General features: G+C 50.4%; 13 protein-coding genes and 2 tRNA genes. 5 read left to right on the top strand and 10 right to left on the bottom strand.

Features of this window, described 5'->3' with window-relative positions:
- The 4 genes from HMPREF2734_RS01350 to HMPREF2734_RS01335 form a co-directional block, all read right to left on the bottom strand.
- Positions 1–1030 (bottom strand): hypothetical protein (locus HMPREF2734_RS01350; protein WP_141750395.1); only part of this gene is annotated, 1030 nt, incomplete at its 3' end.
- Positions 1031–1291: 261 nt separating this feature from the next.
- A complete protein-coding gene (locus HMPREF2734_RS01345; RefSeq protein ID WP_141750394.1) occupies positions 1292–2107 on the bottom strand; it encodes a hypothetical protein in 816 nt (271 codons plus the stop codon).
- 115 nt (positions 2108–2222) lie between these two features.
- Entirely contained in the window at positions 2223–2864 is a 642-nt protein-coding gene (locus HMPREF2734_RS01340; protein WP_070568572.1) for a hypothetical protein, read from the bottom strand.
- Between the two features lie 27 nt (positions 2865–2891).
- Positions 2892–3155 (bottom strand): hypothetical protein, encoded by a 264-nt coding sequence (locus HMPREF2734_RS01335; protein WP_070568569.1) that lies wholly within the window; start codon positions 3153–3155, stop codon positions 2892–2894.
- Positions 3156–3267: 112 nt separating this feature from the next.
- On the opposite strand from HMPREF2734_RS01335, the gene HMPREF2734_RS01330 reads away from it, so the two are divergent.
- Positions 3268–3340: transfer RNA gene (locus HMPREF2734_RS01330), tRNA-Asn, on the top strand.
- 242 nt (positions 3341–3582) lie between these two features.
- Here HMPREF2734_RS01330 and HMPREF2734_RS11470 read toward each other — a convergent pair.
- Both HMPREF2734_RS11470 and HMPREF2734_RS01315 read right to left on the bottom strand, forming a co-directional pair.
- Positions 3583–4527, bottom strand: coding sequence for a GDP-mannose 4,6-dehydratase (locus HMPREF2734_RS11470; protein ID WP_083308015.1), 945 nt, complete (start codon positions 4525–4527; stop codon positions 3583–3585).
- Positions 4528–4890: 363 nt separating this feature from the next.
- Positions 4891–4964, bottom strand: a tRNA-Ile gene (locus HMPREF2734_RS01315).
- Between the two features lie 182 nt (positions 4965–5146).
- Between HMPREF2734_RS01315 and wecB the strand changes: the two genes are divergently transcribed.
- Together wecB and wecC are read left to right on the top strand one after the other, a co-directional pair.
- Entirely contained in the window at positions 5147–6304 is a 1158-nt protein-coding gene (gene wecB / locus HMPREF2734_RS01310) for a non-hydrolyzing UDP-N-acetylglucosamine 2-epimerase (RefSeq protein ID WP_070568561.1), read from the top strand.
- 54 nt (positions 6305–6358) lie between these two features.
- On the top strand, positions 6359–7627 hold the full coding sequence (gene wecC / locus HMPREF2734_RS01305) for a UDP-N-acetyl-D-mannosamine dehydrogenase (RefSeq protein ID WP_070568558.1): 1269 nt from the start codon (positions 6359–6361) through the stop codon (positions 7625–7627).
- Here the strand turns inward: wecC and HMPREF2734_RS11465 are convergent.
- Together HMPREF2734_RS11465 and HMPREF2734_RS01300 are read right to left on the bottom strand one after the other, a co-directional pair.
- Positions 7624–8451, bottom strand: a complete 828-nt coding sequence (locus tag HMPREF2734_RS11465; RefSeq protein WP_168163589.1) for an ABC transporter ATP-binding protein — start codon at positions 8449–8451, stop codon at positions 7624–7626. The two genes, wecC and HMPREF2734_RS11465, sit on opposite strands and share 4 nt — an antisense overlap.
- Positions 8441–9298, bottom strand: coding sequence for an ABC transporter permease (locus HMPREF2734_RS01300; protein ID WP_083308013.1), 858 nt, complete (start codon positions 9296–9298; stop codon positions 8441–8443). Before HMPREF2734_RS01300 ends, HMPREF2734_RS11465 begins: the two co-directional genes overlap by 11 nt.
- A 166-nt stretch (positions 9299–9464) precedes the next feature.
- Between HMPREF2734_RS01300 and HMPREF2734_RS11460 the strand changes: the two genes are divergently transcribed.
- Positions 9465–10778: a glycosyltransferase family 4 protein gene (locus HMPREF2734_RS11460; protein WP_141750393.1), complete on the top strand. Its 1314-nt coding sequence runs from the start codon at positions 9465–9467 to the stop codon at positions 10776–10778.
- Positions 10768–12294: a glycosyltransferase family 4 protein gene (locus HMPREF2734_RS01295; RefSeq protein ID WP_070568557.1), complete on the top strand. Its 1527-nt coding sequence runs from the start codon at positions 10768–10770 to the stop codon at positions 12292–12294. The genes HMPREF2734_RS11460 and HMPREF2734_RS01295 overlap by 11 nt, the downstream gene beginning before the upstream one ends.
- Here the strand turns inward: HMPREF2734_RS01295 and HMPREF2734_RS01290 are convergent.
- Both HMPREF2734_RS01290 and HMPREF2734_RS11720 read right to left on the bottom strand, forming a co-directional pair.
- Positions 12291–13346 (bottom strand): glycosyltransferase family 2 protein, encoded by a 1056-nt coding sequence (locus HMPREF2734_RS01290; protein WP_141750392.1) that lies wholly within the window; start codon positions 13344–13346, stop codon positions 12291–12293. The two genes, HMPREF2734_RS01295 and HMPREF2734_RS01290, sit on opposite strands and share 4 nt — an antisense overlap.
- A gap of 22 nt (positions 13347–13368) precedes the next feature.
- Complete coding sequence (locus HMPREF2734_RS11720) at positions 13369–14220, bottom strand: hypothetical protein (RefSeq protein WP_141750391.1); 852 nt, start codon at positions 14218–14220, stop codon at positions 13369–13371.
- Between the last annotated feature and the right edge of the window lie 79 nt (positions 14221–14299).

Genomic DNA, 14299 nt, shown 5'->3' with positions numbered 1-14299 from the left:
GGTTTACCCGTCCACAAAATTTGACACAGCCCAACTCAAATAGGGGACTTGACCCCTCAACAAGCATCGTGCCGACGTGCTTTTCAGGAAGCTCGGAAAGATTGATTGAAAAATCCTCCAGAATTTTTTGCACGACCGGTTCGGACTGGCCGGTGCTTTGAGCGACCTCTCTGGCGGAAAGCGTCACATCTTTGAAAGGCGGGGCAAACATGCGCGCCAACGCCCGCATTACTCGCTCAGCATCTTTGTCCGACAATTGAAACCGCTGGTTAAACAGATCAAGGAGCTGATCGGCAGCATTATTAAACCGGTCATCCGCCGAGTGCGCTAGCCAACCAAAGACCCTCTCAACGTCCCCAAAGGAATATGATCGATTGACCATGAGTAGCTCATCAATACTCGCCGCACTGAACAAGTCGTGGTTTATTTCCATCAGGACTGAACTGTAGGTGGACTCCCGAATCCACTGCCTGACCGCTGAATGACGCGCTGCTATCTGAGCTTGTGAGGACATCTGCCCAGTCTTGTTCAGTTGGAGGGCGGTGACTACCAATCGAATCTGCCGCATGATTTCAAAAAACTTTTCCGCTGCTTCATCCACCACTCCGTTACCGATAGCTGGTTCCGGAAAGCTATCTGCGTCTCTCACTTGAGCACCGCAGTAAAGCACAAGCGTTGCGGCTTCCACCAAGGAGATCGAATAATCTCGTCCTTCATTCAGTCGCTGGTACGAAAGCTGGTTACGGGCATTCACAAACGACAGCATGCGCATGACCCCAATCACGCGCGCTGGGTCATAGTTTCCTGCTAGCTCTCGGAATTGTTCGATTAAGCTATTTAACTTTGATTCTAGGAAACTGCGTTGATCTGTCGATTCATCGTAGTCCTCGGTGATTCGACCGAGCATTTCGAGTTGGTGCTCGATTGTCCACAACTCAGGATTCTCAATCAAAGCTGCCGCTCGGCGCTCCTCGTCCTTACGCGAGCGAACCAGGGCCTTGGTTCGCTGCTTCGACTTCCGATAAGCCATTAATCACGCCCTGTCTTTTAGCGCTGCCGCCGTGTACCCAATCGAAATTCTTCGGCTAAATCATGCATTGAGCTGCTAGCTTCCTTGATCTTCTCATACATGGCAAGCAACTTTTGGTTGGGCAGCTTAAGCATTCAGTTTGCTTCAACTTCGGGTTAAGTAGCAAAAAGTGTGTCCGCCCCGCGACACGTGGAGCGGACACACTTTTGCTACTTAACCCACGAGCGACCTACTGGCCAATCTCAAACCGCCAGTTGCGAACTACCACACCCGTGGCGTACCGATAACTACACCACCGTGGGCGTTCATTTGAGATCCATCGGCTTCCATGCCGACGATCTCAACTCTGATGTTCTTCCCACGTTCGGTGAACTTGTGCTCAACGTACTGTGGCTTCCCCGCAGTAATCTCGACGTTCTTGACAGTCTTGCCATCAACACGGAAAATCAGCACTGCCTTTGCAGGCACCGGACCCGAGCGGCCATTGCCTTGGTCTTGAATTCCGACCACGGCACCAAATGCGTCGATGTCGTCGCCCGCAAATTCGAAATACCTTGTTCCCCATCCGCTGAAGATGCCGGTAGTTACAAGAGAGTCCATGTAGGTTTTCCCACCGAGTGAAAATGGGCCAAAACCTTGCATGTCATCTGCTCCGACTCGCAGGTCAGAGAGCAGCTTTCCCTTTTCGTATTCAGGCGATGTCTTAACCGTGACGGGGATGATGCCGAAGTCTTCGCCCAAGCACGAGCTCAGCTCCGTCGCCGAAACCTCCGAGCTACCGCAATCCTTCGAGCGTGCAACTAGAGCGGCGATTGCCACCGCTGCACCAATCGTCACCTGCACTGCGAGAGTGCCCGCCTCAATCATCGAGTAGCGCTTGCCGAAAACGACGACATGCTGTCCGTCAACATAGAACGGGTTAGACATGTCCAGGCGCGGTGTTGCATATGGAGCGGCAACGTCTACCACTTTCGCCCCGCCAATCTGTGCCTGGGCAGGTGCGACACTTGTTCCACCAAACACAAGAGAGCAGGAAAGCGCAATTGCGATTCCTGCCCTGGTTTTATGTGAGGCCATTAGCTGGTTCCTTCCACAGAGATATCTACGATCATTCGCAGATTACCCTAAGGAAGTTACTAATATCCAGTATTTCTTCTGGAAATATTAGATTTCAGCGAGCTTAAAGACGCCCCTAGCGCCCAATCTCCGCCGGCGTACACACCGGCACCTCGCGCATGAACGCCTCCGGCGCACCCTGCTGACGCAGTTTGATGCCGTTGTAGCACGCCTGCGTCATACCGGTCCGCTTCGTGCCATCAGCCGGAATCTTGGCCCACTTGCCGTCCGTGTTCTTGAAGAACAGAACCCAGTCCGTACCCTTCGCACCCGCAACGGCCCACTTGCCGTCGCAGAAGTTCACGGTCGTACCGAACCCTGCCGGCCACTCCGGCACAACCGCGTCAAACGCAGCTGGCGAGCACGAGTTCCCCGCCGGCTTCGCATTCTGCTTCGGCGCAAGCGCAGGCACCGACAGTGCCGACGCGATCGCCGCAAGCCCACCAAGCACCTGAGCATTCAGCGGCTCCGGCAGTTCCAGCCATCCCTGCTGCACCGCAACCGCCCCACCAATGCCAACGGCCGCCAGGACACCCAGCGAGATGCCCACAATGGCGCCATTGCTTAACGACGACCCCTCATCTCCCGCCGTACCTTCCTCCCGAGTAACAGCGCCATCACTTTGCGAGGCGCTACTTTCCGCTAACGCATACGGAGCAACAACAGCAGAGGTGGAGACGGCGGCAGCGACGCCGAGAGCAAGCATCGGTTTCTTCATGTCGCCCACCCTACTCACGATCACCGCCTATGTCGCGGGAAATAGCGCAATTCCCCACACCCCAAGCGCAACCGACGCAGCGATGAGCAACCACCACACCACCCCACGAGGCCGGTGAAACCACTTGTCCGCCACAAGCCACACCACCGACGGGACAATCAGTGCCAGGCCCAAAAACGTCAGCGCACGCCAATCCTCAAAGCGTGGCGCTGTGAGCATGAACACCACACCCAACCCAATAAGGCCGCCAGCAAGCGCGTGTGGACGAACCCCACCAACAGGAATAATCATAACCGTCACATTAACGTACAAATACCCATATTTACCAGGCGATTTTGCACCTATAACAATCCACGCTATTGTTATCTCTCGTTGCACAGCAATGAGCAACACAACAAAATATTCCTCCATAGCTCAGTTGGCAGAGCATTCGACTGTTAATCGAAGGGTCACTGGTTCGAGCCCAGTTGGAGGAGCAAGTTAATATCCCGGGACTTTGCTTAAAGTTCCGGGATATATTTTTCTGATACGGCAGAGGGTTCAGGCCTGCACAACGACGCAAGTCGTACTCCCCTCACTGTATCCGACAACTATGTAATGCACCTTGGCACATTTTCACAGATAGGGAGAAGACCTCGCCCCGAGCACCTTCGCTTGCGCACGACCCCTTCCCCCAACTATTGCAGTTGAAGAATGCAGGCCCTTAAAATCGTTGCCACTACTGTGGTCCTTGCCCCCGGAAAAACTCCACAGTGCGCAGGACGCCGTCGGAAAGTGATACTTGAGGCTCCCAACCCAAGATCTTCTTTGCTTTCGCATAACTTAAACAAGACCTGGCCACATCACCCAACCGGGCGGGTTCATCTGCAGGCTCATCTGTAGCCCCTGCAGCATGGGCCACCTCCGAATGTAGCTGACGGTCCGTTGTCTCGACACCCGTTCCCACATTGAAGCGCTCACCGTCCCCCTCACTCCCAGCTGCGAGAACAAAAGCGCGCGCTACGTCTCCAACATAAACATAGTCTCTCGTGTTCGTTCCCCCACCGAAGACGCATGTAGGCTTGCCATCTAGAAGATTTCTGGAGAATATTGCTACAACGCCTGCTTCCCCGTAAGGGTTCTGCCGAGGCCCATATACGTTTGCAGGTGCGATAAAGCTCGCCTCCATCCCATACAAATTTCGGTACATGTTGAGATAGAGTTCACCAGTCGCTTTAGAAGCGGCATACGGAGACTTAGGGTCAATAGGCAGATCTTCATTAGCAGGAAGTTCATCTGGCTCGCCATAGATGGAGCCACCCGAAGATGTATGAACGATCTTCCGGACGCCACTCTTCCGCGCAGCCTCTGCCAAACGGATTGTCGCCAGAACATTCATCTCAGCATCAAGCACCGGATCTGCTACCGAACGCCGAACGTCTATTTGCGCCGCTAAATGAAATACGACTTCAGGGCGAACTTCACTAAACAGAGAGTCGAAATCGACTGCTCGAATATCCGCCTTTACAAACTCAACACTTCCTGCGTCAAGATTGTGCTGGATATTTTCGAGCTTCCCCGAGCTCAGGTCATCGACGATAACCACCTGGTGACCTTCATTCACAAGCAGGTCCACCAAATGCGAACCAATAAAGCCAGCACCACCTGTAACTACAGTCTTCATCTACCCTTCTCCTCACATCCCAATATTGATATTGATTCGACTTTCGAATTTTGACGGTTACCACAGTAATCCTATTCGCAAGTGACTATTCCCTGAGAAGCAGATCATCAGCACAGCTTCAACGAAGGTACTTACACTTGAGCGCATCACGACACTCCAATCGAATATAACTAGAAACCGCCTGCACGAAAGAGGTGGGATCACGCTTACGAACTGCGCGACTATCAGAGGGGATCGTGAGCGCAATTGAGGAACACCCCAAACCAACGGCCCTAATGGCAAAGGACTGCCAGAGAGGTCGCTGTGTCGTCGACCAAAACAAATTCCGAAAGCTACTTCAACTAGCAGGCGACAAGGAAACTGTGGGGCCAGCGGGGCTCGAACCCGCGACCAGCGGATTATGAGTCCGCGGCTCTAACCGACTGAGCTATAGCCCCTCGCATGAGCAAACCTACACTCGCTACGAAGCTTTTAGAAGTCACGGCGCACCGCAACCGAGCTATTGTGCCTACTTTTCACCGTCCCTGTCGCAACTGGTATATTTTGCGGGAGCCCCGGAAATTAGCGATCACACTTCTTATAGCGGGTGCCCGTTTGAAGAATCCAAGGAGGAAGCGCGATGCCGAAGGCGAAAATCTTGATCGTCTTTGGAACTCGCCCAGAAGCTATCAAGCTCGCGCCGGTAATCGAGCTTTTACGCGCTGACGAACGCTTCTCGGTAACTGTAGTTTCAACGGGTCAGCACCGTGAAATGCTTTCTCAGGTTACAGATCTTTTCGGTTTTAAACCTGATATAGACCTTGGCTTAATGCACCGCAAACAACCGTTAAACCGAATTCTCTCCCGTTCACTTAAGGGATTAGATCCAATCCTAAAGTCAGTGAAACCTGATGCCGTGATCGTTCAAGGAGACACATCGACAGCTGCTGCGGCGGCCCTTGCTGCATTCAACCGCCAATCTAAAGTCGTACATCTGGAGGCTGGCCTTAGGTCGCATAATCTTGATTCACCGTTCCCTGAAGAAGCGAACCGAAAGATAATCAGTGCCATAAGCTCTTTACATCTGGCCCCCACTGCAAATGCTAGAGATAACTTGATCGCCGAAGGAATCGATCCCGACATTGTCGCTGTAACGGGAAACACCGTCATTGATGCCCTCTACCGGGTTAGCTCAACCGAACCATCATTTGTCAACGACTCAATTGCGGAAGCACTTGAGCGGTTCCCTCGACGTATCATATTTACATCTCATCGCCGTGAAAACTTAGCGTCTCTGCGTGCTTTCGGGTCCGCAATTAGCGAACTATCTGCCCTATTTCCCGAAAGCGCCTTCTTCCTCCCATTGCACCTAAATCCTAAAATTCGCAAGCGACTTCTCCCAGAATTAACCGATATTGAGAACGTCATTACAATTCCGCCACTTGCGTACAATGAATTTGTAGGCCTTATGCGCGTATCGGATTTGATTGTTACTGACTCTGGTGGAGTGCAAGAAGAAGCGCCAGCGTTGAACATTCCGGCGCTCCTAATACGTGACACCACTGAGCGCCCTGAAGCAATCGAAGCGGGAGCGGTAAGAATGATCTCCCCCTCGGCTCACACAATTGTCAAGGAAGTGTGCCACCTCCTGAATGACGACAGCGCATACTCCCAGATGAAGCAGGCAAAAAATCCTTTTGGCGATGGTCGCGCTGCAGATCGAGTGATAGACGCGATTGCTACGGCTCTCGGTATTCAAGATCAGCGACAAATTGACGAATTTAGCTACCTCCCCTAAACAGCGGTACGCTTCTCTCCCAGAGATAGGTGGAACCCTGATTTAAGGAAGAAAATGGAGATCGCCCCCGAGCACAAGTTTGACGTCAGCGTTTTAGGACTCGGCTACATTGGGCTTCCGACTGCTGCATTTTTCGCCTCATCAGGGTTGCTAGTGTCAGGATTCGATGTAGACGAGGACCGAGTCGAAACAATTCAACGCGGAATGGTCCCGTTCAAAGAACCTGGTTTCAACTCTTTGCTAACCAAGGTTACGGCCTCGCAATCTCTTATAGCGTCGACGACACTTCAACCAGCACACAGTTACATTATTTCGGTGCCTACCCCTTTAAAGGAAAATAAGGATCCAGACGATTCCTACGTCTTGGATGCAGCGACCAGAATCGCAAGTCTTTTGAAAGGCGGCGAATTGATCGTTTTGGAATCCACCAGTCCGCCGGGACTCACCACGAAAATTCAAGACCACATTCTGCAGCTGCGTCCAGACCTTACCTGCGAACCAGAACGGCCAGAAAGCATCTATTGCGCCTACGCACCCGAACGAGTCCTTCCGGGCAGAGTGATGCGTGAAATGAAAAGTAACGATCGGGTTGTTGGCGGCACTACACATACTGCTACTGAGAAAGCCGCTGCTCTATATAGTCGTTTCTGCGCAGGTACCGTCCACAAAACGGACTCCAAAACGGCTGAAATGGTAAAGCTTACCGAGAACGCATTTCGCGACGTCAATATCGCCTTTGCTAATGAACTCTCCATTATTTGCGACTCTGTAGGAGTAGACGTTTGGGAATTAATTGACCTCGCAAACAAACATCCAAGGGTGGATATCCTCCAGCCTGGTCCAGGCGTGGGCGGACACTGCATCGCTGTCGATCCTTGGTTCATTGCGGGTGCAGCACCTAATCAAAGCCGACTCATTCCGACAGCCCGCACCGTGAATGACCTTAAACCCAAATTCGTGTTGAACCAGATCGATAAATATCTAGCTGGTCAGGAAAGAAGTCACTGCAAAACTATCGGAATATTGGGGATCACGTTTAAGGCTGACATTGACGATCTACGGGAATCACCGGCGCTAAAGATTGCTCAGCAGCTAGCTGAGTCATATCCGTCACATCGGCTTCTGGTAGTTGAGCCCAATCTAGAATTTCTGCCATCGACACTCTCCTGCTATGAAAATATTAAAATGGCGAACCTAGATAGCGTTCTCGACACCGCGGATGTTTTAGTTCTTCTAGTCGATCATGCCGTCTTTCGCGAACGCGCCGAAACTATAGCGGCTCATCCCCATTTCGTCGATACTCGAGGCATCGGCCGCTTTTAAGCGAAAGCACGAAACGTAGGAACCCGGTAGGCGAGCCGTTGTTCTTCAATGACCGCTTCACAAGCTTCCTTTTCACCCTTCGACTTGTGCTCGGCCCATCGTGAATATGCTTCTGAAACTACCTCAACAGGCCCATCGGCGACTATCTCACCGAGATGCAGCCAGATTGCACGGGTACACATTTTTCTAACTTGTGAGGTTGAGTGAGACACAAGAACTGCGGCACCCGCATGTTCAATTAACTCATCCACACGCTTTTTCGCCCGATCCGCAAATGAAGCATCCCCGGCAGAGAGCGCCTCGTCAATCAATAGAATCTCAGGCGAAATTGAGGTCGAAATTGCAAATTTAAGGCGTCCGGACATACCCGATGAGTACGTATTCATCGGCCGATCAATTGCAGAACCAATATCGGCAAGCTCTTCAATTTTCGGTGTCGCCTTGTCTACCTGTTCCGGAGTCATCCCCAGAGCAAAACAGCCCAATCTAATATTCTGGCGTCCAGTGAGATAAGTCTGCATCGCTGCCGAGATACCCAATAGTGATGGCCGGCTAGATGCTAGGACCCGACCTGTTGTAGGCGCCTCCTGTCCCGCAAGAATTCGCAGCAAGGTTGATTTGCCGGATCCATTCTGTCCTAGGAGGCCTACAAATTCCCCTGGGTAAGCATAGAATGACACGCCTTTAAGAGCATGGACGATCTTCCCGTCTGCCTTCCGAGAAAAGAGCCCAGTGTCTACGTCACCGCCCTTAAGATAATAATCTTTACGAACTTTGTCGACGATAAACAGTGGCAGCGTAGGTCCCTTGTCATCATTTAACACGGACATACCTCTCTTCAGCTTCCCAAAAGAAAATGAACCCAAAAAGGAAAATTCCGATGCTCCAAGCGATTAGTTCGATCCACATTTGACCACTCGGAATACGATCGTAGACGACACAATCCCTAACTGCCGTCAGAAATTTATAAGCGGGATTAGCGGCCATTATTTGCTGCACTGTTGCATGTTCAACGAACTTTTCGATCGAGAAGAAAACGCCGGAGATAAAAAACCAAGCCCGATTAAAAAGATTTACAACCACCTTCACCTCGGGTCGAAAAGCACTCAACCGCGCAACGACCAACATCAAGCCAGCACCGAAAATATGCATCAGCACATACAGCGGGATAACCAACAAGGCTGACCATCCAACTGTCGGAGAGTCCTTAAGCAGCAGTGCACCCGCTACTGCGATCACAGCCGGGATCAGGTTGTCGAGAAAGTAACGAAGCACATGTGAGAAAACTAGTGCCGCTCTTGGAAAATTGAAAGAATCAATTAGGTTTCGGTTTACCTGCACTAACCCAATTCCAGCAGACAAGAAATTAGAGAGAAACCCAAAAAAGATCACGCCTATAACCAAATATCCAAGGAAGCTTTCGATTCCCCTATCAAACCGCAATATGTAGCCGAAAATAAATGCGTACATAGCGATATCAAGCATTGGAAGAATGACGAGCCAAGCACGCCAAAGTGCGTAGTCCCTGGTTGTTCGAAAAGCCTTATCTTTCGCGTCTTCAAAAATAAAATGACGCCGCTCCGCTAATTGCTGAGCGTAACCAGATAGCGACGGTTTGAGTAGTAGAGGTTTCAGCTGTCGATCGTCAAAAATGACTTCTCGATTGTTCAAGAGGCTTCTCCTTATCAACTAATACTGCAAAATCTTAGCCGAGAGGCAGAGGCGAATATCAGGTCAGTAAAGTAGGGCTCTGTCGTTATCCGTTAGCCAAAAAGGCCCGACAGAACTGAATACGTCGTAGGCCGCAGTCGAAAGAGAGGGCACCGTGGCGAGAATCATGATCCTCTCGCACTATTGGCACCCGGAAAATGGTGTGCCGCAGCGCCGATGGCAGTGGCTCACTGAGCTTTTGCAGAAACACGGCGACCAAGTCATAGCCATTACACCCCCACCACACTATGTCCGCAAACTTCCACCATTCAGCTGGGTGCGCTCATTTTTCGCCTCGTTCCGCCCGACCATAAGAGAAGGGTCTGTGGGAGAACAGAAGCTGAATACGAGTTTTGTTCCTGCAAGCCATTCTCTGACCAGCAAATCTGTAAATCAAGTTTGGGCTGCCCTTTCCTCCATCAGAATCGCGATCCAACTCCGCACTAAGAAATCATTTCCTCCCCCAGATGTAGTAATCGGAACGGTTCCCGCGATACCTACTGCCCTAGCAAGTTACGCCACCGCAAGAGTTTGGGACGCTCCTCATATTCTGGATCTACGCGATGCTTGGCCTGAGTTGCTCGAAGCATCTGAAAACTGGAACGCTGCTATAGGGGCACCTTCTCTACGCGAACGGCTGCTCGCGGGATCACCGTTGAAGCTTGCGAAGTTTATTGCGACGGTTTCTTTGAACCACATCATTAAGCAATCCGATGCAGTGGTCGTCACGACCGACCAGCACAGAAATGATCTCATTAAACGCTACACCCTCTCGCATGACCGGGTGATTACCGTCCGAAACGTTTTCCCGCCAGCGTTACCTGAAATCGATTGCCCAAGCAGCTCGCTCCATCATGCGGTCGATAGAACACCTCAAAAGACTTTGAATGTTCTATACGCTGGGACAGTGGGTCGAGCTCAAAACCTCTCCAACGCGGTGAAAGCAGCACAAATCGCAAGAACCGACGGGATCGACATCAGATTGCGGATAATCGGAGCAGGTGCAGCGAAGAGGCAACTTGCAATCGATTCATCTCAATTGAACGTTCCACTAGAAATACTCGGAAAGGTTACGCCTTCTGAGCTACAGGATCATTACGCTTGGGCAGACACGGCACTGGTTCATCTGACAGATTGGCCTGCCTTGGAGAAAGCAGTCCCATCCAAAACTTTTGAGTTAATGGCGCTCGGCATCCATATAAGTGGTGTAGTCTGCGGAGAAGCAGCCACTTTGATAGACAGTTTGGGTGCCGGTCATGTGGTGGCACCTGAGCACCCTGAACTGCTGGCAGCACTTTGGAAAACACTCGCCAGCGACCGCACACTCCTAAATGTGGATTCACAGGCTAGAGAATGGGTCCGCCAAGAGTACCTTTTCAGAGGACCTCAAAGATTTCTCGGCTTGATTGAAAATATCGTGGGAGAATCCAATGAAACTTGAGCTTGCCAACTGGAGACAAAAAGCTAAACACTACGGAGTCGCGGTTGCAATTGCACACCAATTCCTTGTAGAAGATCCCGTTGGATTCACAGCAAAAGCTGCCGAGAAGTTCCGCCAGTCTAACCGACCGTTACTAAGCGTTTTGGCAAATACTACTAAATCGGTGCTACAACGCTACTCCTACTCACCCATGGACGAATTCCTCGACCAGGGCGAGCTCTCAAAAGCGGTCATGTGGGCGGAGCAGCAGAGACGATTGAGCCGACGAGAAGCTTCTTTGCGAGACAGCACCAATGACAAACTCAAACGTTTAGACCATATATTCGCTACAGGATGCAAAATCAATCGCACCGGCGTAGTCGTACACTATTTAACCAACTCACTCCCCTATACCAACTCCGGCTACACATTGCGTTCTCAAAAGGTACTTCAAGCCCAACAGGACGCGGGAATCGCAACATTTGCTATCACCCGAATCGGATATCCCCTAGTAATCGGAAACGTCCCTTCAGCAAACCAAGACGAAATCGATGGGATCACTTACCGGCGTGCCCTTCCGAAACATTTTCCAATCTCAATTACAAGACGCGATGCGAAAGCAGTAACCGAGTTGGTTAAATACTGCCGAGAAGTCGGAGCACAGGCTATTCACACCACAACCGACTACTCAAATGCAATCGTTGCATCTGAAGCTGCAGCGCAACTAAAAATTCCTTGGGTATACGAGGTAAGAGGTGAGCTCGAGTCCACCTGGGCGTCAAGGCGCGGCCACGACGCGGTGAATTCTGAATTCTACAAAAAGGCACGTCAGGCTGAGACGAATGCAATGCTTGCGGCTTCCCATGTAGTCGTCCTCAGTGAGATCTACAAGAAGGAAGCGATCTCGCGTGGAGTGTCTAGTGAACGTATCACCGTGATCCCGAATGCAATCGAATTAGGGGCAATACAGCAAAAACCGAGTACCAATTCAATCCGTAAAAAGCGTCATGAGCTGGGAATAAGCGAAGAAAACAAGGTTGTCGCAGCTATCACATCGATTGTCGAATACGAGGGCTTAGAGACGCTCATAAAAGCGATCAAGCTATTACCTGATAAGTTTATTGCAGTAGTTGTGGGAGATGGAATAGATCGGCCACGACTTGAAAAGCTTTCGGAGGAGTTAGGTAGCCGAGTGCGGTTCGTAGGAAAACAGCCGCAAAATGAGATTGACATTTGGTATGCAATCGCCGACGTCTTCGTTATTCCCCGACTCGACCTTCCCGTCACGCGAAAGGTTACTCCGATAAAGGGATTACAGGCGCAAGCATATGGTATCCCCATTGTGGCGAGCGATCTACCAGCGCTGAGGGAAGTTACGGGCAATATCGAAACTTACGTTGCTCCGGGAGACGCCAGCGCATTAGCAGAAGCGATTAAACAACAACCCAGCCAAGTAAATGAAACTGGCATTCAATGGGCATATACCCGAACCTGGGAACAGAACTCAAAACGGTACCAACAAATATATGAAGACTAGATCTCAACGTGAGGTAGGTTCAGCCCATAAGTTTCGATCACAGCACTCTGTGCTAGAACGGTGTCGGCTACTTCCCAAGTGTGTCGCCCATGCCTAACAACTAGAAAGTTAAATGGATCAGTTGAATAGATTTGGACGTTACTCAGCCTGATATCTTTCAGAAAGGCTGAGTCTTCGCCTTTACCAAGTTCACGAAACGGGTGTTGCTCAAATATTTCGCGCCTGCCCATTAGCGTTGCCCCCGCGACAAAGTCAGTCAGCTGGTTTGCCGATTCACACCGCCGCAATGCAATTACATTTTTGTCAGAGAAATACAAATAGTTAGCTGCTTTGCCGACGATATCGACATTGCGAATACTGAGATTCAGAAACTGATCCAAAAGATAATTGTCGAGATAAAAGTCGTCATCATCAAACTTTGCGATAAAATCACCTTTACTTGCGGTAATAAGGCGATTTAAGCAATAACCGAGTGGGGAAGTCTTGGGCTCATAAAGAGCGCCTTCTGCTTTGTATCCGTGCGTTAAGATAATTAGTTCTTTATTCGGATACGTTTGTCGGTCAAATTGTTCACGAACATGGGCAATTTGTTCCGGCCGCTTAGTAGATACGATCACGCTTAGCAGAGGGAAATTCTTACCTTGCTTAGCAAATTTGTTCAGTGCAAATTCGCGGAATTGTTTTGTCGCAAGCTTTTTACGGGCTAATGGCGAGTTGAGCAGCTCCCGGCTTTCCGCTTCCATTTCGACTACAGGAACGCCTTTCAAAACCACCGCCTCCCACTCAGCTCTCGTAGCAACTACGACAAGGTCCGCAAACCCTGCTACCTCTTCTATTTGCTTTTTCTTAATGAAGCGCGCAAACCTCCCTGCGCCTGGATGGGTTTCTAAGTAAGCAATCTTGTATTTTTTTGAAAGCTGACGGCCAACCTTGCTGTATTTCGAGGAAGCTAGATGAAAGCCTCTGGAATCTGAAATCTCATTACGGTGGGAAAAAGGCCGTGGCGCACCTAAGGGAAGTTGGCGTTCAATAATGAGAACCGCCTCGATCAACCAGTTCCTTAACAACTTGATTCTACTTCCCATTTGTCACCCAGAATAGTTTCTCAATCGGGAGATATTTAACAAAAAGCCCTACTTTCTCGGGCAATAGTTTCGGTACCAAGCAGGCAGCGATCGTCTCCGGCGGGGGTGGCACATGGCCTTCGCCCCATGAGCCTTCTATTACTTCCACGTCGTGGTTCAAACTAGTTAGGAAAGGGCGCGCATGTGTCTCAAGATGTACGTCACTTAAATTCTGAAAATATGTAATTGCAGGTTTTGAATCAAAAGACGCATAGTAGTTAGCAAGATTTGTAACTTGCTGAGGATTTTCCCCACAAACCCTTCTCCACTCCGCGACAGAGTGTTTATGGTGGTATTGCTCGATATCCGTCTGCGGATTCATTACGACAGCTTCTGCTTTATGCACAAGCCTCGGTGCGGCCGCCAAAGCGGCAAAACCACCAGCAGAACCGCCTAAAAGAACAGCTTTTTTCTTCCTCCAGCGCGCAAGGACAGCGTCGATTATTTGACTGGTAAGTTCTTGGATAGGCTCACTTGAAATTCCTGTATACCAACCGATCCGAATATCCGGGTCAACGGTGAACGCAGGATCTGAGATTGATATAAGAGAAACGGGAATTTTTTCCGACAATCCGACCCCTGAAAAATATGGAGGCACACCCTTTCTCCTGTCGACCGCACCTCCAAAAACTACTAAAACATGACCATACGGGCGGTATCTGAGAAGCACATCAAGGTGCGACTTTCCCAAGCATATTGTGTGGATGCCATTTCCATAGTGCTCACTTGATAGAAATTTTTCGACGCTCCCGTACAAGACCTGCGGAGACTGCCACTCTGTATAATTTGATTGATCTAACATTCCTATCCTTCAAGCCCTGACTACGGAGTGCACACGTTTCATATCGCGGTAGTCCACCTCTCTTGAGAGGCCTCCTAGC

Source organism: Corynebacterium sp. HMSC055D05 (assembly GCF_001810365.1).
Classification (GTDB): Bacteria; Actinomycetota; Actinomycetes; order Mycobacteriales; family Mycobacteriaceae; genus Corynebacterium; species Corynebacterium coyleae.
Note: the sequence above shows the minus strand (reverse complement) of the source record. Positions and strands in the feature narration are given on the sequence as shown.

Coding starts and splice junctions, on each gene's coding strand:
- HMPREF2734_RS01345 (WP_141750394.1), bottom strand. CDS start 2,107: ATGGCCTCACATAAAACCAGGGCAGGAATCGCAATTGCGCTTTCCTGC.
- HMPREF2734_RS01340 (WP_070568572.1), bottom strand. CDS start 2,864: ATGAAGAAACCGATGCTTGCTCTCGGCGTCGCTGCCGCCGTCTCCACC.
- HMPREF2734_RS01335 (WP_070568569.1), bottom strand. CDS start 3,155: ATGATTATTCCTGTTGGTGGGGTTCGTCCACACGCGCTTGCTGGCGGC.
- HMPREF2734_RS11470 (WP_083308015.1), bottom strand. CDS start 4,527: ATGAAGACTGTAGTTACAGGTGGTGCTGGCTTTATTGGTTCGCATTTG.
- wecB (WP_070568561.1), top strand. CDS start 5,147: ATGCCGAAGGCGAAAATCTTGATCGTCTTTGGAACTCGCCCAGAAGCT.
- wecC (WP_070568558.1), top strand. CDS start 6,359: ATGGAGATCGCCCCCGAGCACAAGTTTGACGTCAGCGTTTTAGGACTC.
- HMPREF2734_RS11460 (WP_141750393.1), top strand. CDS start 9,465: ATGATCCTCTCGCACTATTGGCACCCGGAAAATGGTGTGCCGCAGCGC.
- HMPREF2734_RS01295 (WP_070568557.1), top strand. CDS start 10,768: ATGAAACTTGAGCTTGCCAACTGGAGACAAAAAGCTAAACACTACGGA.
- HMPREF2734_RS11720 (WP_141750391.1), bottom strand. CDS start 14,220: ATGTTAGATCAATCAAATTATACAGAGTGGCAGTCTCCGCAGGTCTTG.